Genomic DNA, 20,615 nt, shown 5'->3' with positions numbered 1-20,615 from the left:
TAATCATTTGACGGGAGAACGAAATGACTTCATTTATCAAGCGGCAGACTTATTATAAGCAGTATGTTAAAAAAGACGGATCATTGACTTCTAAGAAAAAGATATATGAATCGATGTTTGTTAAGCAGATTACTATGAAGGGCAATCGCTTTTACATCGTTACTAGCAAGTCGGAAGATTATCAAACAGGTGAAACCGTGTATACGCTAGAGAGGCACAAAAAAAGTAAGACAAGTATTTATCCTGATAACTATGTTCGATACCAACGCAAAGATGGATCATATACAAAAGCGAAACCGTTTAAAGATTATCTTCAGCTAGGAAAAGTTCATAAGAGATTTGGGATGATCCCTTATATTGTTACGATGAAGTCAGAGCTTGGTTATCGGTCAAATCTCTATACACTAGAGCGTTACTAAAAAGGAGGAATACATATGTCATTGCAAAAACTGATGTCGTTACGAGAGAAATTAAATACGCGAACATTAAGTGGAACTCAAAATCTACTGGTTCAGGTTGAAGAATCACTAGAGTTTGCGGAAGACAAGATTGTAGAACTTGATAATTTTGTAGATTACCTAGTTGACCGATTCAACGGTGATCGAGAGGAATTGATGAATCAATTTAAAGTAGATTGTGAGGATAATTATTAATGACCAATTCACCTTTCTGGGAGATCATTTTGTTATTAGCAGGAATTGCAGCATTCGTTGCTATTTCGTTGATTTTGATTTTTTCGATCATGTTGTTATATGATCTTCTTTTTAAAGTTTTTCCCAAGATGGGAACATGGAGTCTATATGAAGTGAAACAAGTAGATAGAACAAAAGGATACGACAAGATCACGTATACTCCTGTAATAATCGACGAAGACAGTTTAGTACCTGTATCATGCGAAGAAAGCGTTGGAGAAAAACTGTTCAATCTTATTGAGTTAAATAAAAATGATAAAAAAATATTTATCAAAGCAACGATTAACCGGGAAAGTCTTAGCATCCAAGGAGTTAAAGGTTATTTAATTAAATAATATAAAACTTTCATTTTAGAGGAGAGATGACGATGATCGCACGAATCAGTTTTTCAACTAGCAAAAACTATTTACATAAGAATGATTTCGAACGTCTGTGCAATTTTTTCGGAGAAACAATCGAACACGAATATCTCAAGAAAGATATTGAAAATAAGCAGGGGTATTCCGAAAAGCCTTGGAAGGAGACATTCAATCCAGATCTATCTGAAAAAGAATCTGACTACACACTGGTTCAAAAATCCGATTTCATTAAGCTCTATGATAGTGGTGACTATCTTGCAGACGTCTCGTTGCTTATGAAGGAATTCCCTAATGTGCAATTCTCAATGAAAGGCATTCCTAAATCTGTTTCTAACTCAGAGTTAGATGTCATGAACATGATGCAAGAAATGGCTGAAAAAATTGAGGAAGCAACGAGTCGATTTGACAAGCAGGTTGAATTTAATCAGCGCTGCGAGGTTCATGTTCCAAACTTAGGGTTGCTAAATGTAAATAACCTAGCTTACGCGACAGATTACTGTACTGAATCACTTCAAGAACGACTGCAAGAAGGGTATCGTATTTTGGCTGTATGTCCGCAACCGGATCAAAGACGACCTGATTATATTTTAGGTCGAACGGTAGGAGATATTGAGTCGGTAGTTAGAGTGAACCATTTCTATGGAGATGGCACAGAGAAGGGTCGATCAGTTTAAACAAAGGGAGAGATATGGATGAAGAAACCACAAGAAAACTTTATTACATATTATCGGACAGAAGGTAAGTATAATCTATTGGACTCTAGCGAAGTGTCTGCTCAGTATATTATCAAAGGTATTGATCGAGAGATTGCAAAAGAAAAAGGATTTCGATTAAGCTATTCAATTGATATTGACAAAGACTATGACTACAACCCAAAACAGGAAAACATTTTAGACTTAGCTCTATGGATTAAAGATGTTTTTGATGGTTATTGGATTCATTCTGGGAAACAGGAGATTCAAAATCTTGTTGATTACCTGGAGAGCATTGAGGAAGAACAGGAGTTGCTGCGAGCTCAATACGATATCGAATATGCTAAGTATAAAGTTCATGAGTGGACTGATCGATTGTCGAAGTCAGAATCTAATCTGATGGCATTGAGCAAATAAATGATTAGTTTTAAAGAGAAAAGAGCTCTCATTCAGAGGGCTCTTCTTGTGTTCTGTTATAAAATTCTTCGTATTCAGCGCACAGCTCGCCAAGTTTTTGACTATATGGAGACAACTTCACTAACAACCTACTTCCAGTACCGCTGTTTCCTGTAACGATGTTTATCGCTTGAACGTTAATTAGTTTCCTCAAGCTTGAATCAAAAGAAAGCAATCCTTCTTCATGTTGACTAGCTGGAACACCATATTTATCAGCAATTCTATAATAGGTGTTATGCGAATCTGGTTGAAAATCTTGATATTCAAAAATATACTTAAACAAACGTTCAAAGCTCATAAGGTCAAAATCATTTACAGATGACAATATTTCTAACATTACTGCAGATTCAGATTTAGACAATAATCCGGGATCGCCAATAACTCGTCCACTATATATTGCCAACATAGCTTTTGCTCTCTTGGAGAATGACTTTTCCGCTGCGTCACTGGCATAGCTCAAATACAACTTAACACCGTCATGGTCGTCAAGAGCATCAGCCAAAGAATCGATGCGGTCTGGCTCCATTAACCCATGTCGATAAATCTCTTCTAACAGAACTTGGATATATTGGACACCGTGTTCTTCTTGGAATTTTTTTAGAGCTTCAAAATAACCTTTAAACAAAGGCATGTGTTCGGTAATATGTTCTAACGATAACGCACCAGAAGGATTACTAGAACGTATCGTTCTAAGAATGGCGCGAGCAGTTATTTGACTACGGATATCAGGTGTGTGTTCTTCGCGATCTATGGTCATTAAATCAATCCCTTCACTTTTATAAATCAAATAGTACATATTTTACTTGTGTATGTCAAATGGGTGTGCGATAATCAATTCAGGGAAAGAATTACATATCCCAATTGTAAACGATTAATAGCTAAAACAATACTTTCACGTTGCATGTCATTTCGGTACGGTGAACAACGACCATAAGGAGGAGCCATGACTGACTTTGAAGAATTAGGTATTTGGATGCAAAGAAACGAAGATAATCTATTCCATTCGAACATCGACTACGATCAACTCGATAAAGGGATCACGTTGTTTGACTTGAGTGAATTTGAGAAGGCCTACAAAAAGTCACAGACGAAACTTCTCTTCGGGAAGACGATTTTGTTGGGAGCAGACTTATATGAGGTCGATGCCGTCGAAAGTCAGACCATGATTGAAGAAATCAAAGAGGAATTAAACAAGCGAATCGAAAAGCACAATCAAGCGATCAATAAGATAGATTTCTCTGAACCATGGGTTTTTTATGTGTACTTTGTTCACGAAGGTATCACGGTCAGCTATGCTGCATACAATAGTCGATATGAAGGCATGGAAAGATCAGAAGATGCGTTCGCGCGGATTGAAGCCGATGTTCTTGAGATTTATGATGAAAAGAAGATCAAAGAAATCCGACTTGAGATAAGCAGGAAAGCTGATGAAGATCTAAAAGAGGCTACCACATTAATCTTATCCGATACAGAATTCCATAAGTGTACAAATCACGGTCTAAGAATGAAGTATATCAAGCAACTACTGATTGAACATCCAGGTTTTAGAGATAAGATTAAGAACGCAGGATACTTTAAGCCGTCGATGTACGCGGATGACGTTTGGAGAATGTATAAAGAGTCACTGAAGTAACCCGATAATATCTGAATTTTATAAGGAGGAAAATACAATGAACGTACAAGCTATTTATCAAAATGCAGATATTACTAGTCAGTCGGCAACTGGAGAAATCAATAAAGTAGTCATCTCGCATGATGAATACGATTACTTGGTCGATCTAACAGGATTAATCAACAAACATGATCATCATAGTGATGACATTATTGAAATGGATTACTATGATGAATTTCTGCCGATGATTGATAAAGCTAAATCTGCGGTGATTAACAACTAAAAGTTTACTTTGATAGGGAGTGTGGAGCCGTTGTATAAAGAAATCAATTCCTCAGAAGATCTAACTTTTTGGATGTATGTTAATGAGAAAGAGCAATGGGTTGAGGTTGCTGACCAATTAAAGACTGCTGAATTTGTTTATAGTAACGGCAATATCAGGGATAAATTAATCTTTAAATTTAAGGTTAGGCCACTTGCATTACGTTACGAAAGCGGAGAGCGAACAAAAGATTTGTACGAGAAGGTTATGAATATCAAAATGTAACCCGATCAAAACTAGATTTTATTCGAGAAAGGAGGTCTTCTTATGGCCGATATTACTAAATGCGAGGGGTTCAACTGTCCGATTAAAGAGTTATGCTACCGTTATACATCAGAAGATGATCCATGTCAGAGTTATTTTGTAATGAAAAAAGATGATAGTTTATATAAAGACGGGTCATGCGATTACTTCTACGAGGATCGTTATCAATGAATAGGGAAGCGATTCAGGTATATTGTGATGGGGGATGTCGCGGGAATGGAAAGCCCAACAGCATTGGCTCTTGGGCGGCCGTCATGTCGTATAAAGGACAGATTAAAGAGTTTTCGGGAGCGGAGCGAGAGACAACGAATAACATCCAGGAGTTGAAGGGTGCGATTAATGCTCTTAAGCAGCTAAAGAAAACACATATACCGGTTGAGATTCATGTTGATTCTGCTTATGTGCTGAATGGCATTACATCATGGATTAGTGGTTGGAAAGCTAAAGGTTGGATGACCAAAGGTAAACAACCAGTCAAGAACGTTGAGCTATGGAAAGAACTTGATGAATTGAATCAAAAGTTTGAATCGATTACATGGAAGAAAGTTAAAGGCCATAGTGATAACGCTGGAAACAATCGTGCTGACGAGTTAGTAAACTTAGCAATGGACGAATTAGAGATAAATGTTTAAGCAATCTTTTATCTTGCATTCTTTTAAAACAAAAAGTATAATTAATATATATAAAAGGTGGTGATGCGATGATCGAGTTGATAGGCGCACGATGTCCACATAAAGATTGTGGTCAAGAATCACTGAGTGCGAAAGACAAGTGTTATGAAGATGGTTACTTAGTTGAATATACGACTTACTGTAAAAGCTGCGGACGGGCAGTTGGATCGTGGAGCTATGGTAGTCAGGATACATATGAGGAGGAAGATTGATGGATTTGGCTCGGTACGATGAAATTGACGGACGGGAAGCGCTAGATCGCTTAACAGGTGGATTGTATATTTACAATAGTGCCGGAGTGAAAATTCAAATTGATTTCGGGCAACTTGATTATACTTACGAGACATCAGATAGCATGGTGTACTACGGGGAAGAAGACGTAAATCCTATTACATTAGTCGATGTTTTAAAAGGAACTTGGTACGTCAAAAAGCCGTTCGATGTTCGCGCTGAGATGTTGGCAAGACCTGATGAATGGGTGGGGGCATACGAAGACGAAGGTGTGTGGTGGAGATTAGGACTCAACCTCCATAACATGTGCGCCGTAACCCAACCCTTTAAATTCGAAGGTTTAGTTGTAGACTTTCCTTCAAGAGGTATTGATAAGGCGTCTTTAACTGAAATTAAAGCTTGCATCCCAATCGAAGACGTACCAGGGGAGGAGTTATCATGACAACCTTATATGCAAAATACCCGGATAAAAAGAAACTGATCGAATTAGATAAGGTGGATGCTCACCCGAAGATGGCCTTACAGAAGTATTTACTGATCAACAACTATTCAAAAAATGCAAAAAACGTTACATCGGTTGACTCAGGCTATCATTTTCAGTTAGGTGAAGTTACGTTGATGGCTTATTAAATTAAATAATAGGAGGTTTAACATGATAGAAGTCACGAAAGACTTTTACTACGAAGCATTAGAATGGATTCAAGAATCGTATGGCCAAGTTACATTGTACATCTCACAGGATCAGACAGTATTTGAGTCTCGAACGGCAGAATTCGGTGAGCCAGTTCCACTAGCACGACGGACATTGATTGATGGTGTCGAGAACTATTACATAAAGCAGGACGCACAAAAGAACTACATGGATGTCACGATGGTCTTCTTGCGACGAGACCTAGTTCGTAAATTAAATGAGATAGAAGTAACCGATGAAAGTCATGTTTTATTCGCTCAAAAGGTCATGCGACACCTCGTTAAGAAGCATGGTGGGTATGCAGCATGGTACTTAATGGTTGAAAGTCCGGTCTTGTACATGTTGAAAGACACTCCAGACTATATGATTAAGCGTGGAGTGGACGTCATTGCTGATGCGACAAGTGGTTTCTTGGAAGATAAGGGGCAAGCAGATGTTAAAACAGTACAATGATTTTGTGATCAGTGTTGAAAAGACAGCCATCAATCGTGGGGTATCAATGAGCTGTAAGACAGTAGAAGAGATGGGGAGCACATCATACAAAGATGTCCTGGACTACGGAGCCGGTAAGTTACGGAATGCCAAGCATCTAAACTCTAAAGGCTTCTGTGTCGATGTATTAGATACACCGCTTCAGACAAGCAAATGGAGATATGAAGACTTCTTTGAAGTTGGTTTTGTCTATGATGACGTAAACAAGATCACAAAGACGTATGACGCTATTCTTTGTTCATTTGTGTTGAATGTTATTCCTGATCGTGAGGATCGGGTAAGTATCTTGAAGAATATTAAGAAGCTGCTTAAAGATACCGGTATTGCTGTTATTGAGACACGATCAGGCAAAGATATTGCTAATTCAAAGACGGCTCAGGCGTATCGAGACGGGTACTTGATGGGCAACGGTAAGGTAAAGACGTTTCAGAGAGCGATTAACAACGCTGAATTGATTGAGATGTCCGAGGAAGCGGGCTTAAAAGTCGTTGATGGGTACGACTCTTCAGACAGCTCTATTATTGCTCTCGCTAAACAATAAAGCAAATAGTACAATAAATTAGACTTAAGAAATCAGATTTGGTATACTGAGTAAGTAATAAGAATACATATGAGAAGAGGAACTGAAGATGAAAATGGCACAAGCGATTCTCGAAACAAACCCTCAACTAGAAGTAAGTAAGACTGATCGACTTAAGCTGCACAACAAGGCACAGCTTGTTTCAGACTTAGCGGTGAACTTGGCAAACAGATTGCTCTTATCTGACCCTAATGTTACTGACGTAAACAATGCTTTCGATCTGTTAAGTGAGATTAAGATTCAGATGGAAAAGATTGACCAGGATTACCGGGTTGCACTGAACCGTCGGTTGGAGAAAAAGTTAGTTTCAAGTGGTATTTAAATTAAATAATACATATTAAAAGAGGTGATTTATCATGGAGCAAGGCATGATTACATATGATGGTTTCGAATCTGCAGAGCTCGGACTAGGAGTTCGGTGTGGATTTGAAGACGTAAAAGTGTACTCGTTCGAAAAGATGGTTGACGTCTTGGTTAAGCGCGACGGTATGGAAGAAGATGAAGCTGCAGAGTTTATCGATTACAACATTATCGGAGCTCATCTAGGAGAGCGCACTCCAGTTATCGTTCGTTTTGACGGAGAGCTGCTAGGAGAATAACAGAGAAATAAAAGTCGAAAGAGTGGAATTATAGCAATGAGAGATTTACAGGATTACGTTGAAATGCTTCAGACAGTAGATACAAGCGCTCTTGATCGGTTTATCGGAGAAGTCCAAGACCGGTTAGAGCGCGATACTTCTGAACTAGCTATGTTTCGTCAAACCCATTAAAGGTGGTGAGGCCGGACAGCTTGATGGTAGTACAAATTCAGAGGAATGAAAGGAAGATTTTATATGGATATTCCTGCAGCTAAAGATGTATATGATCTTGAAAATCAATGTAAAGGAATTCAAATTAAATTCTCTTCAAAGCAGCTAAAAGCCAGAGAGATAAATCGTATCTTAAAAGAAATGAGTGAAGCTACGAAATACGGTGAATATAAATTAAGATACTACGTTACGAATGAAATTCACCAAAAGCAAAAAACTTTGGATAAAGTTATTGAAAAATTCAAAGAAAAGGGCTTTGGAGTAGAGTTTATTCCGGGCAATCCAAATCCCCCTCCTTTTAAAGCGTTTGTTTCTGGGATTATTAATTTTACTTGGGAGTCCAAAAAGGAGAAAGATTTTTCATGAAGATACCTACTGCATCAGATATGTACAAGTATTCACAAGAAAAAAGATCATTTGATATTAGGTATAAAGAAAAGGATATTTATATTTTGGAAAAGATAAGTGTTATCAACGGTCTTCTAGCAAACGCGAGAGAATATAAGCAAGAATGGTATGCGAATAAATTTAGCTATCCTCATCCAATTTCGGAATTATGTAGAGGATTTCCTGAAATCGGTCGGCAGTTGGCAGAAGAAGCAAAAGTAAAGGGGTATAGTGTTTCTTTTAACACTAAGGATGCTTATATCATTGGTTTGACATATAAAGATTTTAACTAAGGAGGCTTTATCATGTTACGAGGGTTCAAGGAAGTACATAAGGATCATAAGAAAAAGAACTATCCAACGATTCTCCCAGTGCGTGGAGATGTCGGATCTGCAGGTTACGATTTCTATTCAAAAGAGACAGTAACAATTCAACCAGGAGAACAGCATCTCTTTTGGACTGACGTAAAAGCATACATGCAGCAAGACGAAGTTCTTCACGTACATATTCGATCATCAGTAGGAGTTAAAAAGGGATTAGTTCTATCGAATTCGGTTGCTGTCGTGGATTCGTCATATTTTTCAAATCCGTCTAACGATGGGAATATCGGCATCTGCTTAAAGAATACGACTGACGTTCTAGTTAAAGTTCTTGAAGACGAGCGGATTGCACAGGGCGTCTTCTCGAAATACTTGGTAGCAGATGAAGACAATGCTCTTCATGCAGAACGTAGTGGCGGATTTGGGTCTAGCGGTAAATAAAACTATACATAGAGGTGTTTGATCAAATGACAACAGTAACAAAAGACAATGGGAAACGACAACTTGATTATCAAGAAGGGCGTATCGAAAGCTATGTGAATCGGATTTTAGGAGATGACTTCAAAGATTTAGATATTGCGAGTTTAATTGGTCTGATCGAAGAAGAAGTCAAATCACGTTCTACTGTCTCAGCAGAAGAGATTTCTAAAATTATCATTCAGTCAGCTAAAGATCGAATTGGATTACATAAAGGAGTCAAGAATCCTGACTATCAATATGTGGCAGGTCGCTTATATCTTCAGAAGTTATACAAGGAGGCAGCGACAAACCGCAACTATGATTCAGACAAGAAGTACGGTGGGTTCTATGCTTTACAAAAAGCGTTGGCCTCTAAAGGTACGTACTCTGCAGATATTCTCCGTGAGTACAGTAAAGAGGATATCATTGCTGCTGAAAACATGATCGATTCTGAAAAAGACAAGCTGTTCACTCTAATTGGTCTTGAAACATTGAATCGTAGCTATCTTTCAAAGGACAAGAAAAACAATCTTTACGAATTGCCTCAAGAGCGTTTCATGACGATTATCATGACTTTGATGATTAATGAAGACAAATCGAAACGAATGAGTTTAGTAAAAGAAGGATACTGGGCGCTTTCGAACCTGTATATGACGGTTGCAACGCCGACATTAGCAAATGCAGGCAAAGCTTACGGCCAGTTGTCATCTTGCTTTATCGATACCGTAGAAGACTCTTTGCAAGGCATCTACGATTCAAATACTGACGTTGCTAACCTTTCGAAAGGTGGAGGCGGAATTGGTGTCTATATGGGCAACGTTCGAAGCAAAGGATCTGATATTAAAGGAATTAAGGGAATTTCAAGTGGTACGGTTCCTTGGCTCAAACAGTTGAATAACACAGCCGTTAGTGTTGACCAACTTGGTTCTCGTCAAGGTTCTATTGCTGCTACTCAAGATGTATTCCACCGTGACATCTTCGATCATCTAGCAGGAAAACTTAACACTGGCGATGAGCGTTTACGATTCCACGATTTATTCTTGGCAGTCTCAATTCCTGATTTGTTTATGGAGAAAGTTAAGACTCGCGGAGACTGGGCTTTATTTGATCCACATGAAGTCAAAGCAGTTAAAGGATGGGGTTTGCAAGATTCTTATGATGAGACACGCGGCGCAGGTACGTTCCGTGATCGCTACGAAGAGCTTCTATCAGATGAAAACATCAGTAAGACGATTGTTCCAGCAGTCGATATTTATAAAGCAATTCAAAAGGCGCAACTTGAAACGGGATCGATGTACATGTTCTTCCGGGACGAAGTTAACCGTACAAATCCAAATAAACACACCGGAATGATTTATTCATCTAACCTGTGTGTCGAAATTTGTCAGAATATGTCAGCTACATCGGTAGAATCACAAACTCTTTCCGATGGCCATATCGTAATCACGAAGACTCCAGGTGATTTTGTAGTATGTAACCTTTCATCAATCAATCTTGGACGCGCTGTTAAAGCAAAAGTATTGGATCGATTAATTGCTATCCAAGTACGGATGCTCGATAACGTCATCGAGTTGAATGCTGATAAGATTCCAGTTCTCCAGGCAGTTCACACTAACAACAAGTATCGTGCGATTGGGCTAGGAACGTTTGGATGGCATCATCTTTTAGCTCAGAACGGACTCAAATGGGAGTCGCAAGAAGCGGTTGATTACGCTGATAAGCTCTATGAGCAAATTGCTTACTTAACGATTCTCTCTTCTATGGAATTAGCGGAAGAGAAAGGCGCGTATCCTGTGTTTGAAGGATCTGATTGGCATACAGGGGAATACTTTGAGCGTCGTGGATACTTTACAGACACTACACAAGGTCTCTTGTGGAAAACACTAGCAGCGCGAATCAATCAAAGTGGTATCCGAAACGGATATTTAATCGCCGTAGCGCCCAACTCGACAACAGCTCACGTTGCTGGGAGTTCACCTTCGATTGATCCACTTGTTTCTAAGGCAATGATCGTGGAGAAGAAGGGAATCAAAACAGTTGTCCCGGCTCCAGAAATCAACTTCTCTAATCAATGGTTCTACAAAGGTGCGTTCGACATTGATCAGAAGTGGAGTATCTTGCAGAATGCAGGTCGCCAGAAACATATCGACCAGTCGCAAAGCTTTAACCTTTATATCCGAAAAGGTATGAAAGCATCTGAAATCCTTGAGCTTCATATGTTGGCTTGGGAGTCAGGTATGAAAACAATCTACTACACTCGGACACCGAAGAATCAGTTGAGTGAAGAAGAGTGTGAAGGCTGCCACTCGTAATGAATATCAATCTGATCTACGCTTCCCTCTCAGGTAATACTGAGAGGGTGGCTCATTTTATAGAAGAAGAATTGATTGAGTGCGGCTATACAGTTAGGCGAATCAATGTCTCATACGAGAAAAACTATCTCGATGCAATACAGAGCAATTCTATTTTAGTGTTCGGGACGTATACATGGGGAGACGGGGCATTACCTAATGAAACCCGGAAGTTTTTGAAGTCACTCTTTGCTTCTGACAAAAAAGGCAGGGTGGCGATCTTCGGAACCGGAGAAAAGCAGTTTAAGCACTACTGCAGAGCTATTCGTGAATCAGCACACCACTTCAAAAAAAATGATTGGAATGTTTATGAATGGAAGCTTCAAATTGAACAAAGACCTAAACAGTCTGAGATTGCAGACATTAAACAATGGACAAACAAAATGATTGGAGAACTAACAAATGACAAAAGTAATTGATCTATCTCAACCGATTCGAACACAACAATTGTACGGAGGGACATATTCGGGAGTAACGAACTGGAATGACTTAAAGTATCCTCAGTTCTATCAAATCTACAAGACAATTCTTCAGAACCATTGGATTCCAGACGAGGTATCAATGGCCAATGACCGTAAGAAATGGGATCTGTTAAGCAAGCGAGAGCAAGAGGCATATAAGACGTTCAATGCGATGCTGGCTATGCTCGACTCACCGCAAGCTAAATTCCTATATGCGGTAGCTCAGCAAGTCACTGACAGTGCTGCACATGACATCTTAATCACGATTGCTCAGCAGGAAGTTGTTCATAACCAATCATATAGCTATACTCTCCAGACACTTCTGTCGCAACAAGAACAGATCAAAGCTTTCTCTGAAGCTAAGGAATTACCTAGCGTTCGCAAGCGGAGTCAATTGATTGATAAGTATTACAATGAGTTCCTAGAAAATCCTACGCTAGAGACGATGGCTAAAGGATTGATGGTCTCGGGTATTACTGAAGGGATTAACTTCTATACAGCCTTTGCGTTCTTTTACAATCTTGATCGTGAAAATAAGATGATCGATACAGCCAAGATGATTCAGTTCATTCAAAATGACGAGTGTACTCACAAGTACTTTATCACTCATACTTTACTTCCATTACTACTCCGGGAGAATCCTTCTCTGAACGACAAGGGACAGTTTGAATTATGGGCTAAGGAGATTGTTAAGACTGGTTGCGAACTTGAGATTGAATTTGCAAAGGATACGTTAAAAGGTATCGAAGGGATCAGCTTGCGTCAGTTAGAAAGTTACATCAAATACCTCGGGAACAAGCTCTTGCGTATGACAGGATTCGATGAAGTCTATGAAGGAGCAGACGAAAACTCTATGCCATGGATTCAAGCATATTCAGATGAAACGGTTAACGAGCTGCTACAAGATTTCCATGAACGTAAAGTTACAAACTACAACGCAGTCGATGAAGATTTCGACGATCTATAAGTTTAAAAAAAAGTGTCAATTTCTTTCGGGAAGTTGGCACTTTGTGCTTGTTCTTTTAAAGCAAATAGTATATTATTAACTTATACCAATTGAAGGGATTGAGGAAGATGCCAGCGTTAGAATATTCAAAGCAAGCTGAAGATCAATTTATAACGAAACGACTGACTGCAAACACGAAGTTCTTACTCAAAATGAAGTTCAAAAAGATGGCCGCGAAGATGATCGAGAACGGATACTTCCCGTATCAGTATGAAATCGTCGATAAAGAGGAGTTAGAAGACAATAAAAACCATGTTTTAATCGCAGCTTTCAAGCAAGAGGAGTGGCTTTTTAATGACTAAAGCAGATACATATTACATTCAAACAGCAAAAGAACTACTGGAGACCGGTGTTCCGAACTCATACAAGGCTCGTACAACGCTCTCAGACGGATCGACAATCAACTTCCGTTCGCTACCGGACGTTAAACTCTTTACATACGACATCGCAAACGGCGATAGCACATTACTAACAGTTCGACGCTCTCCATGGAAGAGTGCGATTAAAGAAATTCTTTGGATCTATCGGGATCGATCAAACAAGGTAGATGACCTTGAAAACAAATACGGAGTCAAATGGTGGCGTCCTTGGGCTAACGAACGAGGAAACATCGGGAAGTCTTACGGATGGCAAATTCAGAATCGTTATCGTCGCGTAGAGATTGACGGCAAAATGACTCCACTTAACCAAATGGATTGGTTGTTATGGAAACTCAAGAACAGTCCTGATCGTCGCATGATTATGTCGATGTTCGATCCAGAGAAAGAGAAATTCAAAGAACTCCAAGAATGCGCTTATGAGACGATTTGGCGTGTCGTAGGAGACGAACTACATATGACACTCGTGCAACGAAGTGCAGACACATTGGTTGGCCTACCGTCCAATATCGTTGGTTATCACGCATTGCTGCTGATGGTTGCTCACGAAACTGGATACAAGGTTGGTAAATTCAATCACTTCGTTTCAGACGCTCACCTCTACGACAACCAAGTGGAACAAGCAGAACTTATTATTTCACGTACTGCTAATAACAATAAAGCATTACTTCAACTGAATGCAACGGGCAAAAGGTTTTATGATATTACGATTGATGACTTTGAGGTCAAGGATTATTCTCCCCAGGAGCAAATTAAGTTCGGAGAATTGGCACTATGAGACCGAAGTATTTGAATAATATCAACAATAAATCAAAAAGTACATCAGAATTGGAGGATTTAAAAATGTTGAGAAATGGTTTTACTTTAAGTGTATTACAGGGAGTTCTTATTGGAATTATTTTTGCGATTAACGATTTAGATTTTCTTAGCACAAAAGGACTAACAGTTTTCTTTTTAATTTTAATCTGTGGATTCCTCGGACAATTCAAGAATCAATCCTAAGGAGATGTTTGTATATGAACAAATATAAAGTCTACTACATGATTCCAGGCGTCAAGGGAGTTCAGACAGAACTCATTGAAGCATCTAGTAAGAAGGTAGCTCGTCGGTGTTTCTATGATCTGCATCTCGATAAAGAGTGGGTGAACATCAAGAAGATCGACTACATTAAGAACGATATTCCAACTTGGAAAAAGACATTAGTGAGTGCTGTGCAAGGAATCTTAATTGGATTAGGTATTATCTTATCGAATATCGATGTGTCATTAGCTGATGGTATCGGATTAGTGTTCGTCATTTCATTTTACGGAAGTATTGGTCGATTGCTAGGTATCAGCAAATAAAAGTTCAATTTGATTGGAGAGATGACAGATGGAAAAACCTAAACGAGGGTTCAATCTTAAACGATTAAAGGATTTAGATAAGTGTTTAAACTGTAAGGCGAAGCTGAAATATGGTAACACTTCGCCAGATTCAGCGGGTGATCAAATGTGCTTTGACTGCCATGAGCGTAGTCAAGGTCGGCCATATTAAGGAGGTACATACTATGAAAATTTTGTCTGAGAAGGAATATTATGATTTTCACCCAGCACTCGGATTTATCTGTCTAGTTTGTGGATTGCTTCTTTTGTGTGCTGTAGTTGCTTTTATTGTCGAAGCATTTAAAGAAGGTAGGTTCGATTTATTTCTTGCCTCAATGGTTCTCGTCATATTTTCTCTAATGTTGTTTCAGGGGTTTAATGAGTCATTGGATCACAAAATGGTTTACGAATACAAAGCAATTATCACCGACTTCAATGAAGTCCACGACAAAGGGTATGAGATAGTTGATCGTGAAGGTGAGATTTATACATTGGTAAAAACTAAAAAGTAAACAAAAGGAGATGCTTACATGACAAATCGAGAAGAAAAACAGGCATGGCTCGATGGATTACAGGTAGGAGATAAGGTGTATATTCGAACACGCCACACTAAAAGCATTACAGCAATTGAAAATATCACCAAAACAAGACGAATTAGCACTAAAAATGGGCATCGGTTTAACGCTGATGGTTCTCAGTATGGCAGAGGATCTAGTTGGGATTTCGCAGATATCGACCCAGTAACAGATGAGATTTTATTGGAATTCAAAATGAGAAAGATCATTTCTAAGATCGATGAAGTGAACTGGAATAAAGTGAGCTTTGGGAACTTAACTAAAATTGCTGAAATCCTTGATCTCAAGGTATAAAGATAAACAAATCAAAACTAAATTATTTAGGGGGACAATTAGATGAATAAAAAACTAGCGAATGAAACATTGAAAGAACTTGCGAAATTACAGCGGAACCTCGATACACTTCTAGGAATGGTAGATGATCCGAACGTAGACGGCATTGAAGTGTTTGAAACGTTCGTTGAAAAATTCCATGGTGGAATTGATTTTACAATTACGTGTTCTAAAGCTAAAGGTTTAATAAACGCAATGACAGCCGATCAAAAGTAAATTTTATAGGGAGGTAAGAATCTATGTTTAAGAATTGGAAGTGTAAATTTTTCGGGCATAAACCTTCGAACCACACAAAGTCGGTTCTTTGGAACAGCATTGAATTTACTTGCGCTAGATGCGGTCATAAATGGCTCAGATAAAAGTTTGATTTTAGGAGGGTGAAGAACGTGGAGATGAAGAAAAATCCTATTTTTATGATTGGTGTCGTGTTCGGTGCGGCGTTAACACACGCTCAAAACCATGTTAACAAAGAATATCCTTTTGTGTCTGAGCAAGAACGAAATGTAAGGATTGAGCATATGACCAACTTGATACTTTCGGAATTTACTGGCGAACATGTTGAGTTGCTTAAGGCAACGATAAAACCTTGATTTGAAAGGAGAGACGATATGGGATCATTCATCGCACAACAACCGAACGGACTGTATTGTCGGTATTCAACGGTCGTCGGTTGTCCGACGCACTGGAATCTGACACGAGAGGATTATTTGAACAATGTCACCGGCACAGTCTCATCACAAGAGGAGGGTGAAGATGTCTTGGATAACTATCTTCGTCCATTCTCGGAAATCGAGGCGCTATTCACGGCGTTGAACATGACGCAAAGAGAGTTTAACGTGTTGTTGAGAATAATGTATACATCAATTTAGGAGGGGTGATCGAATGAAATACAAAGAGCTAATTGTTCAAGCCTACTCGGCGCTTCGAGCTCTTGAGAGCGCCAGTAAACTCTCCGAATACGAAATAGTTCTATATGTCGGCCGAAAAGAATGGCGAGAGCTATGTGATCATCATGAAGCAATCGGGAACGAATCGATTAAGATAAAGGATGCTCGTTTCTTCGGGCGTCCGATTCGGATGCTGGATAGAGACACTTACTTTGCCGCAGGGATTGAGTTGAAAAACGAATTGATCGGTAGTGAAGATGAAGAGACAGAGCTGCCTAGCCTAAAAGGCATTAAGCCTGTAGTGGTAAGACGAGGTTAAAATCCTGATTTTAAATTAAGCATATTTTGAGAGGTGAGAAAGTGAAGCGTGGTCATTATTATGTCGTAAACGTCAAACATCTCAAAAACAATCCACAACATCGGACAATTGTTAAATGTATCGATGAAAATAAATCTATCTTAGACTTCATTGATTATCCAGAATACACTAGAAAATCTATAAAAGAACTCTATTATATTGATTTTGTATCTGAGATAAAGGACATGATCAATTGAAATACTGATGTACATTAAAATCTTGGTTTTAGGAGGAAAAAATAACATGAGAGAGATTAAGTTTCGAACGTTTGAGAAATGTTCTAAAAAAATGATTTACGGTCGTGATGCTATGGCAGTCAAAACGTTTGCACCTAACTATCGTTGGCTTGAAAGTGAAGTCGAAGTAATGCAATACACCGGACTTAAAGATAAGAATGGCGTTGAAATTTATGAAGGTGACATTCTGAAACAAGATTACGAACGCGATTACGACGTCAAATATGACCCTGATAGTTTGGGATATGTGAGCCATGAAACGGACTTTGGGTGGCATAAAGGCATTGTATCAATAACTGCTTCTAATGGCGCTTGTTTAAGAAACCCCATTCACCACTCTGAAAGTTACGAAAAAACAGAAGTAACAAAGATGTATAAAAAAATTGCGGGATATAGATGCGAAGTCATCGGAAACATCTATGAACACCCAGATTTGTTAAATGTATAAAACCTTAGTTTTAAAGGAGGAATAAAGATGAAAATTGGTCTTAAGTTCGGCGGACGTTATACATTAAATAATGATGTCAATGAAGGAAGCAATGAATATTTAAAGGCTGGAACAGAAGTCATTGCTAAGGGGTTTAACGGCAAATATGTCCTTGTTCAGGGAAGCTCTAGGAGTGGAAGGTCTATTAAAACCTATGTTCAAAAAGATGATCTAAGTGAAAAAATCAATGACTCTCAATCCAACAAACCTAGACAAAGCAAGATCGTAAAATCACCAACAGTTTCTCAATCAGACTTAGCGTTCCTAAAAGAAGCCATTGAACAGCTACATCTAAACCCAGAATGGTATACATATCGAAATGACGAAAACTCATATATCGCGCTCCGTATGGAGAGTAGTATCAATATCTTCCGTATTGAGCCTGTTGCTAATTTTGAAGGTGTATTAAATCAATAAGTATAAAGGAGACTACATATGAAAAATCTTAAAATCGTTCTAGCTACTGGTATGATCGCACTCGCCTTAAGCGGGTGCAGCCAGTACAATGCCCGTAACTTTGGTGGAGACTACACTGTCAACTTACCTGAGAACAAGAAGTTAGTTGAGATCACCTGGAAAGACGATTCTCTTTGGTACGCTACGCGCGACATGCGTAAAGGTGAAAAGGCTGAGACTTATACATTTGAAGAGGATTCAGTTGCAGGAGTAATGGAAGGTACAGTGACTATTATCGAGAGTCAGACGGAGGAGAAAAGCGAATGATATTTCGATCAGGTGTTCGATACCTAAGTAAAGCAGATGAAAATCGATATGCTTCTATTGCGTGTATAGAGCAAGGATATCACGAAGGTACAATGTTTGAATATGTTACAGAGAAAGGTGAGCAGTGTAGAGTCACGCCAGAAGACTTTTGGGCAGCATACTACAAGGATAATACTAAAGAAGACGAAGATGATGATTTGGTAAATAGACTCCATAAAAAAATGAAATCAGCGAAGAAAGAATTTGATCGATTAAAGCGCGAGAACAAAGACCTAAAAAAAGAATTAGAAAAAATAAAAGAAGAGCTCGAAGAGAAGAAGAGTGTCTTGGATTACTCAGACAAATACATTTTAGATTTAGAAGAGACTCGAAGAAACAACGCTAATCAGATCGAGAGCTATAAGAAAGATTTGCTACATGTTGTCCGCAGCATGAGAGAAGGTAGCTGAATAAAAACGTTTTTTTAATCTAATAGTACATAGGAGGATTTATGATGATTGATTTTAAACAAGTACTTCGAGAGACACTGAACTATCTGACGAAAGAAGAATACGCGGAATATGTGAACCAAGCTAACCAGGGTTATATCAAGATTAGCGAGCATCCGAACGATAAGAACGTAGTGATCCTAAATTACACTGATAAGACTGTCTACGAAAAACACTGGAACGAATACACTATGACAGCTCGCGGATTAATCGTCGATTTAAAATCGCCGGAGGATGACAACTTTGTCGAAGTACTTGCGTGGCCATTCGAGAAGTTCCCCAACTATGGTTTAAACGAAATCGAAGGATACGACGCTGATATCGACTGGAATGAAGTTGACGCCATTACAGAGAAACTAGACGGATCGCTAGGTATTAGTTATCTGCACAATGGCAAGATTGCTTTCTCTACTAAAGGCAGTTTAGGGTCTGATCAATCAAAAAAGGCTTTGGATATCTGGAAAAACAAATACCCTCATGCAGAAGAGAAATATTTAGAGTCGTATAGTGATTTGTTCCCGACACTTCTATTTGAAATCATCTATCCATTAAATCGTGTCGTAGTGGATTATGGATCAACTGAAGATCTAATCTTAATTGGAGTCAAAGATCGCAATAAGGATTACTCTTATAGCGAGATGAAAGAAGTTGCTGATACGTTAGGTCTAAATCTGGTCAAACAATTTAATCATACCCTGGACGACATGTTAGCTCTAAAGGCAACCATGAGCGCCAATGAAGAAGGTTTTATTATTCGCTTTAAAAACGGTAAACGGCTAAAAATTAAGGGAGATGAATATCTCTCTGTACACCGTATCAAGCATGGTATGTCTGTTAAATCTAAGTACAAAACGTGGGCAGAAGATAAACTGAATGACTATATCATGCAGCTGCCAGAAGAGTTTCGCCCAGAATTAGAAAGCTTCGGGAATCGATTAGATGAACAAGCGATGATCAGTTTAAGTACACTCACGAACCAATATACGTTTATCTCGAGCGTTGTCGATGTCAAGGATAGACGAGCGTTTGGGATTTATGTATCAAAGAACTACAATGGGAAAGATAGTCGTCATCTCTTTAATATCAATAACGGTAAAACAAATGAGGAAGTCATGACTGATATTAAGAAGCAGATCTCAGACAACTATGCCGAATACGAGTTGATGGTATCTAAATAAAATAATATAGGGGGGAAATCGATGTTCAGATTGCTTAAAAAATGGCTTAACCCAGAGATCCGAGAACAATATGTATCTCACTTCGGCCGGAAACAATTTGTATACGATGTATTGCTAACTTCATTAGAAGATCTCTTACGTTTCATTTCATACGTGCTTCTCGCACCGCTAGTTATCCTGAGAGGATTAGTAATACTAATCAATAAGTTGTTAGAAGGATTGATTTATTTAGCAGTCAGATTTCAACAGCTTGGATTATGGAAGAACGCAGCATACTTCAAGCTAGAGCTTATTAATTCGCAGCGAGAACGAGAAGATTTATGAGTGATACGGCTCTAATAATCTTATACATCTTCTCGATAATTATGGCCTTTAACAGTGGGTTCTTCCATGGCACTGAATATGCTTCAAAATACTTACCGGATCGAGACTTACGAATATTGAGGAACAACAGAGAACTAAAAGAGAAACTAAAAAATATTCAGGAGGAAAACAAATGAAACTTACAGGATCGTTTATTGTCAAAGAGGTTAAAAAGAAAACATCTGCAGAGTTCTTTAAAGGACTAAAAGCTGGAGATCAGTTTGATTTAGTTTATGAGTTTCGAGGTCGTTACAAGCAAGCACCTGTCATCGACATCTACCAGGACGGTAAAGAGGTTCATTCAAACAACTCTCTGCAGCTTAAAACAAACCTTGAGAGTTTTGAACTTGAGCAAACTCAATAAAAGATAGCTTTTAACCCATAGCCATTGGAT

The 20,615-nt window shown here is 38.7% G+C and carries 37 protein-coding genes; 36 read left to right on the top strand and 1 reads right to left on the bottom strand.

Annotation, left to right across the window (positions count from 1 at the left end; all coding sequences use genetic code 11):
• The first annotated feature begins 23 nt into the window (after nucleotides 1-23).
• From KNP96_RS14225 to KNP96_RS14205, 5 genes are read left to right on the top strand one after another with little or no spacing between them, the layout of a single operon-like run.
• A complete protein-coding gene (locus KNP96_RS14225) occupies nucleotides 24-419 on the top strand; it encodes a hypothetical protein (protein ID WP_214771400.1) in 396 nt (131 codons plus the stop codon).
• Between the two features lie 15 nt (nucleotides 420-434).
• Nucleotides 435-653, top strand: coding sequence for a hypothetical protein (locus KNP96_RS14220; protein WP_214771398.1), 219 nt, complete (start codon nucleotides 435-437; stop codon nucleotides 651-653).
• 29 nt (nucleotides 654-682) lie between these two features.
• The gene (locus tag KNP96_RS14215) at nucleotides 683-1,027 is read left to right on the top strand and encodes a hypothetical protein (protein ID WP_214771396.1); all 345 of its coding nucleotides are present in this window, start codon (nucleotides 683-685) and stop codon (nucleotides 1,025-1,027) included.
• A gap of 32 nt (nucleotides 1,028-1,059) precedes the next feature.
• Nucleotides 1,060-1,725: a hypothetical protein gene (locus tag KNP96_RS14210; RefSeq protein WP_214771394.1), complete on the top strand. Its 666-nt coding sequence runs from the start codon at nucleotides 1,060-1,062 to the stop codon at nucleotides 1,723-1,725.
• An 18-nt stretch (nucleotides 1,726-1,743) separates the two neighbouring features.
• Complete coding sequence (locus KNP96_RS14205) at nucleotides 1,744-2,160, top strand: hypothetical protein (RefSeq protein WP_214771392.1); 417 nt, start codon at nucleotides 1,744-1,746, stop codon at nucleotides 2,158-2,160.
• Nucleotides 2,161-2,188: 28 nt separating this feature from the next.
• Here KNP96_RS14205 and KNP96_RS14200 read toward each other — a convergent pair whose 3' ends face one another.
• The gene (locus KNP96_RS14200) at nucleotides 2,189-2,956 is read right to left on the bottom strand and encodes a hypothetical protein (RefSeq protein WP_214771390.1); all 768 of its coding nucleotides are present in this window, start codon (nucleotides 2,954-2,956) and stop codon (nucleotides 2,189-2,191) included.
• Nucleotides 2,957-3,142: 186 nt separating this feature from the next.
• Between KNP96_RS14200 and KNP96_RS14195 the strand changes: the two genes are divergently transcribed.
• The 31 genes from KNP96_RS14195 to KNP96_RS14045 all read left to right on the top strand — a co-directional run bounded on the left by KNP96_RS14195 (nucleotide 3,143) and on the right by KNP96_RS14045 (nucleotide 20,585).
• Nucleotides 3,143-3,832, top strand: a complete 690-nt coding sequence (locus KNP96_RS14195) for a hypothetical protein (protein ID WP_214771388.1) — start codon at nucleotides 3,143-3,145, stop codon at nucleotides 3,830-3,832.
• A gap of 37 nt (nucleotides 3,833-3,869) precedes the next feature.
• On the top strand, nucleotides 3,870-4,094 hold the full coding sequence (locus tag KNP96_RS14190) for a hypothetical protein (protein WP_214771385.1): 225 nt from the start codon (nucleotides 3,870-3,872) through the stop codon (nucleotides 4,092-4,094).
• Nucleotides 4,095-4,124: 30 nt separating this feature from the next.
• Nucleotides 4,125-4,358 carry a hypothetical protein gene (locus KNP96_RS14185; protein WP_214771382.1) on the top strand — a complete coding sequence of 78 codons (234 nt, stop codon included), beginning with the start codon at nucleotides 4,125-4,127 and terminating at the stop codon, nucleotides 4,356-4,358.
• 206 nt (nucleotides 4,359-4,564) lie between these two features.
• Nucleotides 4,565-5,029 (top strand): ribonuclease HI, encoded by a 465-nt coding sequence (rnhA, locus tag KNP96_RS14180; protein WP_214771379.1) that lies wholly within the window; start codon nucleotides 4,565-4,567, stop codon nucleotides 5,027-5,029.
• Nucleotides 5,030-5,279: 250 nt separating this feature from the next.
• Complete coding sequence (locus KNP96_RS14175) at nucleotides 5,280-5,741, top strand: hypothetical protein (protein WP_214771376.1); 462 nt, start codon at nucleotides 5,280-5,282, stop codon at nucleotides 5,739-5,741.
• Entirely contained in the window at nucleotides 5,738-5,929 is a 192-nt protein-coding gene (locus KNP96_RS14170; protein ID WP_214771373.1) for a hypothetical protein, read from the top strand. Before KNP96_RS14175 ends, KNP96_RS14170 begins: the two co-directional genes overlap by 4 nt.
• Before the next feature lie 22 nt (nucleotides 5,930-5,951).
• Entirely contained in the window at nucleotides 5,952-6,443 is a 492-nt protein-coding gene (locus tag KNP96_RS14165; protein WP_214771372.1) for a hypothetical protein, read from the top strand.
• On the top strand, nucleotides 6,424-7,023 hold the full coding sequence (locus tag KNP96_RS14160; protein ID WP_214771371.1) for a class I SAM-dependent methyltransferase: 600 nt from the start codon (nucleotides 6,424-6,426) through the stop codon (nucleotides 7,021-7,023). The genes KNP96_RS14165 and KNP96_RS14160 overlap by 20 nt, the downstream gene beginning before the upstream one ends.
• Nucleotides 7,024-7,111: 88 nt before the next feature.
• Nucleotides 7,112-7,384: a hypothetical protein gene (locus KNP96_RS14155; RefSeq protein ID WP_214771370.1), complete on the top strand. Its 273-nt coding sequence runs from the start codon at nucleotides 7,112-7,114 to the stop codon at nucleotides 7,382-7,384.
• A 34-nt stretch (nucleotides 7,385-7,418) separates the two neighbouring features.
• A complete protein-coding gene (locus KNP96_RS14150) occupies nucleotides 7,419-7,661 on the top strand; it encodes a hypothetical protein (RefSeq protein ID WP_214771368.1) in 243 nt (80 codons plus the stop codon).
• Nucleotides 7,662-7,895: 234 nt separating this feature from the next.
• Nucleotides 7,896-8,237: a hypothetical protein gene (locus KNP96_RS14145; RefSeq protein ID WP_214771366.1), complete on the top strand. Its 342-nt coding sequence runs from the start codon at nucleotides 7,896-7,898 to the stop codon at nucleotides 8,235-8,237.
• Nucleotides 8,234-8,551, top strand: coding sequence for a hypothetical protein (locus KNP96_RS14140; RefSeq protein ID WP_214771364.1), 318 nt, complete (start codon nucleotides 8,234-8,236; stop codon nucleotides 8,549-8,551). The genes KNP96_RS14145 and KNP96_RS14140 overlap by 4 nt, the downstream gene beginning before the upstream one ends.
• Nucleotides 8,552-8,560: 9 nt before the next feature.
• Complete coding sequence (locus tag KNP96_RS14135; protein WP_353048369.1) at nucleotides 8,561-9,019, top strand: dCTP deaminase/dUTPase family protein; 459 nt, start codon at nucleotides 8,561-8,563, stop codon at nucleotides 9,017-9,019.
• A gap of 26 nt (nucleotides 9,020-9,045) precedes the next feature.
• Nucleotides 9,046-11,349, top strand: a complete 2,304-nt coding sequence (locus KNP96_RS14130) for a ribonucleoside-diphosphate reductase subunit alpha (RefSeq protein WP_214771361.1) — start codon at nucleotides 9,046-9,048, stop codon at nucleotides 11,347-11,349.
• Nucleotides 11,349-11,807, top strand: coding sequence for a flavodoxin domain-containing protein (locus KNP96_RS14125; protein ID WP_214771359.1), 459 nt, complete (start codon nucleotides 11,349-11,351; stop codon nucleotides 11,805-11,807). Before KNP96_RS14130 ends, KNP96_RS14125 begins: the two co-directional genes overlap by 1 nt.
• A complete protein-coding gene (locus tag KNP96_RS14120; protein ID WP_214771358.1) occupies nucleotides 11,791-12,816 on the top strand; it encodes a ribonucleotide-diphosphate reductase subunit beta in 1,026 nt (341 codons plus the stop codon). The genes KNP96_RS14125 and KNP96_RS14120 overlap by 17 nt, the downstream gene beginning before the upstream one ends.
• A gap of 107 nt (nucleotides 12,817-12,923) precedes the next feature.
• A complete protein-coding gene (locus KNP96_RS14115) occupies nucleotides 12,924-13,157 on the top strand; it encodes a hypothetical protein (RefSeq protein ID WP_214771356.1) in 234 nt (77 codons plus the stop codon).
• Entirely contained in the window at nucleotides 13,150-14,010 is an 861-nt protein-coding gene (gene thyA, locus KNP96_RS14110) for a thymidylate synthase (protein WP_214771354.1), read from the top strand. The genes KNP96_RS14115 and thyA overlap by 8 nt, the downstream gene beginning before the upstream one ends.
• Before the next feature lie 238 nt (nucleotides 14,011-14,248).
• Nucleotides 14,249-14,575: a hypothetical protein gene (locus KNP96_RS14105; protein WP_214771352.1), complete on the top strand. Its 327-nt coding sequence runs from the start codon at nucleotides 14,249-14,251 to the stop codon at nucleotides 14,573-14,575.
• Between the two features lie 203 nt (nucleotides 14,576-14,778).
• The gene (locus KNP96_RS14100; protein ID WP_214771350.1) at nucleotides 14,779-15,105 is read left to right on the top strand and encodes a hypothetical protein; all 327 of its coding nucleotides are present in this window, start codon (nucleotides 14,779-14,781) and stop codon (nucleotides 15,103-15,105) included.
• An 18-nt stretch (nucleotides 15,106-15,123) separates the two neighbouring features.
• Nucleotides 15,124-15,462, top strand: a complete 339-nt coding sequence (locus KNP96_RS14095; RefSeq protein ID WP_214771347.1) for a hypothetical protein — start codon at nucleotides 15,124-15,126, stop codon at nucleotides 15,460-15,462.
• 42 nt (nucleotides 15,463-15,504) lie between these two features.
• Complete coding sequence (locus tag KNP96_RS14090) at nucleotides 15,505-15,717, top strand: hypothetical protein (RefSeq protein ID WP_214771344.1); 213 nt, start codon at nucleotides 15,505-15,507, stop codon at nucleotides 15,715-15,717.
• A 170-nt stretch (nucleotides 15,718-15,887) separates the two neighbouring features.
• Nucleotides 15,888-16,091, top strand: a complete 204-nt coding sequence (locus KNP96_RS14085; RefSeq protein ID WP_214771342.1) for a hypothetical protein — start codon at nucleotides 15,888-15,890, stop codon at nucleotides 16,089-16,091.
• 18 nt (nucleotides 16,092-16,109) lie between these two features.
• Nucleotides 16,110-16,370: a hypothetical protein gene (locus tag KNP96_RS14080; RefSeq protein ID WP_214771340.1), complete on the top strand. Its 261-nt coding sequence runs from the start codon at nucleotides 16,110-16,112 to the stop codon at nucleotides 16,368-16,370.
• A 13-nt stretch (nucleotides 16,371-16,383) separates the two neighbouring features.
• Nucleotides 16,384-16,707 (top strand): hypothetical protein, encoded by a 324-nt coding sequence (locus tag KNP96_RS14075; RefSeq protein ID WP_214771338.1) that lies wholly within the window; start codon nucleotides 16,384-16,386, stop codon nucleotides 16,705-16,707.
• 282 nt (nucleotides 16,708-16,989) lie between these two features.
• On the top strand, nucleotides 16,990-17,430 hold the full coding sequence (locus tag KNP96_RS14070; protein WP_214771335.1) for a YopX family protein: 441 nt from the start codon (nucleotides 16,990-16,992) through the stop codon (nucleotides 17,428-17,430).
• 27 nt (nucleotides 17,431-17,457) lie between these two features.
• Nucleotides 17,458-17,886, top strand: coding sequence for a hypothetical protein (locus tag KNP96_RS14065; RefSeq protein ID WP_214771332.1), 429 nt, complete (start codon nucleotides 17,458-17,460; stop codon nucleotides 17,884-17,886).
• Nucleotides 17,887-17,904: 18 nt separating this feature from the next.
• The gene (locus tag KNP96_RS14060; protein WP_214771329.1) at nucleotides 17,905-18,192 is read left to right on the top strand and encodes a hypothetical protein; all 288 of its coding nucleotides are present in this window, start codon (nucleotides 17,905-17,907) and stop codon (nucleotides 18,190-18,192) included.
• On the top strand, nucleotides 18,189-18,641 hold the full coding sequence (locus KNP96_RS14055; RefSeq protein WP_214771326.1) for a hypothetical protein: 453 nt from the start codon (nucleotides 18,189-18,191) through the stop codon (nucleotides 18,639-18,641). Before KNP96_RS14060 ends, KNP96_RS14055 begins: the two co-directional genes overlap by 4 nt.
• 44 nt (nucleotides 18,642-18,685) lie before the next feature.
• Nucleotides 18,686-19,858: an RNA ligase gene (locus KNP96_RS14050; protein WP_214771323.1), complete on the top strand. Its 1,173-nt coding sequence runs from the start codon at nucleotides 18,686-18,688 to the stop codon at nucleotides 19,856-19,858.
• Between the two features lie 496 nt (nucleotides 19,859-20,354).
• Entirely contained in the window at nucleotides 20,355-20,585 is a 231-nt protein-coding gene (locus tag KNP96_RS14045) for a hypothetical protein (protein ID WP_214771320.1), read from the top strand.
• The last annotated feature ends 30 nt before the right edge of the window (nucleotides 20,586-20,615 follow it).

The organism is Exiguobacterium sp. s133 (assembly GCF_018618595.1).
Taxonomy (GTDB): Bacteria; Bacillota; Bacilli; order Exiguobacteriales; family Exiguobacteriaceae; genus Exiguobacterium_A; species Exiguobacterium_A oxidotolerans.
This window is presented reverse-complemented; position numbering and strand designations above follow the sequence as displayed.

What these genes read in the sequence shown, in the direction of transcription:
- KNP96_RS14170 (WP_214771373.1), top strand. Translation starts at nt 5,738, where the DNA reads ATGACAACCTTATATGCAAAATACCCGGATAAAAAGAAACTGATCGAA.
- KNP96_RS14050 (WP_214771323.1), top strand. Translation starts at nt 18,686, where the DNA reads ATGATTGATTTTAAACAAGTACTTCGAGAGACACTGAACTATCTGACG.
- KNP96_RS14145 (WP_214771366.1), top strand. Translation starts at nt 7,896, where the DNA reads ATGGATATTCCTGCAGCTAAAGATGTATATGATCTTGAAAATCAATGT.
- KNP96_RS14105 (WP_214771352.1), top strand. Translation starts at nt 14,249, where the DNA reads ATGAACAAATATAAAGTCTACTACATGATTCCAGGCGTCAAGGGAGTT.
- KNP96_RS14160 (WP_214771371.1), top strand. Translation starts at nt 6,424, where the DNA reads ATGTTAAAACAGTACAATGATTTTGTGATCAGTGTTGAAAAGACAGCC.
- KNP96_RS14120 (WP_214771358.1), top strand. Translation starts at nt 11,791, where the DNA reads ATGACAAAAGTAATTGATCTATCTCAACCGATTCGAACACAACAATTG.
- KNP96_RS14155 (WP_214771370.1), top strand. Translation starts at nt 7,112, where the DNA reads ATGAAAATGGCACAAGCGATTCTCGAAACAAACCCTCAACTAGAAGTA.
- KNP96_RS14070 (WP_214771335.1), top strand. Translation starts at nt 16,990, where the DNA reads ATGAGAGAGATTAAGTTTCGAACGTTTGAGAAATGTTCTAAAAAAATG.
- KNP96_RS14150 (WP_214771368.1), top strand. Translation starts at nt 7,419, where the DNA reads ATGGAGCAAGGCATGATTACATATGATGGTTTCGAATCTGCAGAGCTC.
- KNP96_RS14130 (WP_214771361.1), top strand. Translation starts at nt 9,046, where the DNA reads ATGACAACAGTAACAAAAGACAATGGGAAACGACAACTTGATTATCAA.
- KNP96_RS14200 (WP_214771390.1), bottom strand. Translation starts at nt 2,956, where the DNA reads ATGACCATAGATCGCGAAGAACACACACCTGATATCCGTAGTCAAATA.
- KNP96_RS14075 (WP_214771338.1), top strand. Translation starts at nt 16,384, where the DNA reads ATGAAATACAAAGAGCTAATTGTTCAAGCCTACTCGGCGCTTCGAGCT.
- KNP96_RS14220 (WP_214771398.1), top strand. Translation starts at nt 435, where the DNA reads ATGTCATTGCAAAAACTGATGTCGTTACGAGAGAAATTAAATACGCGA.
- KNP96_RS14175 (WP_214771376.1), top strand. Translation starts at nt 5,280, where the DNA reads ATGGATTTGGCTCGGTACGATGAAATTGACGGACGGGAAGCGCTAGAT.
- KNP96_RS14210 (WP_214771394.1), top strand. Translation starts at nt 1,060, where the DNA reads ATGATCGCACGAATCAGTTTTTCAACTAGCAAAAACTATTTACATAAG.
- KNP96_RS14060 (WP_214771329.1), top strand. Translation starts at nt 17,905, where the DNA reads ATGAAAAATCTTAAAATCGTTCTAGCTACTGGTATGATCGCACTCGCC.
- KNP96_RS14195 (WP_214771388.1), top strand. Translation starts at nt 3,143, where the DNA reads ATGACTGACTTTGAAGAATTAGGTATTTGGATGCAAAGAAACGAAGAT.
- KNP96_RS14115 (WP_214771356.1), top strand. Translation starts at nt 12,924, where the DNA reads ATGCCAGCGTTAGAATATTCAAAGCAAGCTGAAGATCAATTTATAACG.
- KNP96_RS14045 (WP_214771320.1), top strand. Translation starts at nt 20,355, where the DNA reads ATGAAACTTACAGGATCGTTTATTGTCAAAGAGGTTAAAAAGAAAACA.
- KNP96_RS14090 (WP_214771344.1), top strand. Translation starts at nt 15,505, where the DNA reads ATGAATAAAAAACTAGCGAATGAAACATTGAAAGAACTTGCGAAATTA.
- KNP96_RS14205 (WP_214771392.1), top strand. Translation starts at nt 1,744, where the DNA reads ATGAAGAAACCACAAGAAAACTTTATTACATATTATCGGACAGAAGGT.
- KNP96_RS14055 (WP_214771326.1), top strand. Translation starts at nt 18,189, where the DNA reads ATGATATTTCGATCAGGTGTTCGATACCTAAGTAAAGCAGATGAAAAT.
- KNP96_RS14190 (WP_214771385.1), top strand. Translation starts at nt 3,870, where the DNA reads ATGAACGTACAAGCTATTTATCAAAATGCAGATATTACTAGTCAGTCG.
- KNP96_RS14095 (WP_214771347.1), top strand. Translation starts at nt 15,124, where the DNA reads ATGACAAATCGAGAAGAAAAACAGGCATGGCTCGATGGATTACAGGTA.
- KNP96_RS14100 (WP_214771350.1), top strand. Translation starts at nt 14,779, where the DNA reads ATGAAAATTTTGTCTGAGAAGGAATATTATGATTTTCACCCAGCACTC.
- KNP96_RS14080 (WP_214771340.1), top strand. Translation starts at nt 16,110, where the DNA reads ATGGGATCATTCATCGCACAACAACCGAACGGACTGTATTGTCGGTAT.
- KNP96_RS14140 (WP_214771364.1), top strand. Translation starts at nt 8,234, where the DNA reads ATGAAGATACCTACTGCATCAGATATGTACAAGTATTCACAAGAAAAA.
- rnhA (WP_214771379.1), top strand. Translation starts at nt 4,565, where the DNA reads ATGAATAGGGAAGCGATTCAGGTATATTGTGATGGGGGATGTCGCGGG.
- KNP96_RS14125 (WP_214771359.1), top strand. Translation starts at nt 11,349, where the DNA reads ATGAATATCAATCTGATCTACGCTTCCCTCTCAGGTAATACTGAGAGG.
- KNP96_RS14225 (WP_214771400.1), top strand. Translation starts at nt 24, where the DNA reads ATGACTTCATTTATCAAGCGGCAGACTTATTATAAGCAGTATGTTAAA.
- KNP96_RS14165 (WP_214771372.1), top strand. Translation starts at nt 5,952, where the DNA reads ATGATAGAAGTCACGAAAGACTTTTACTACGAAGCATTAGAATGGATT.
- thyA (WP_214771354.1), top strand. Translation starts at nt 13,150, where the DNA reads ATGACTAAAGCAGATACATATTACATTCAAACAGCAAAAGAACTACTG.
- KNP96_RS14065 (WP_214771332.1), top strand. Translation starts at nt 17,458, where the DNA reads ATGAAAATTGGTCTTAAGTTCGGCGGACGTTATACATTAAATAATGAT.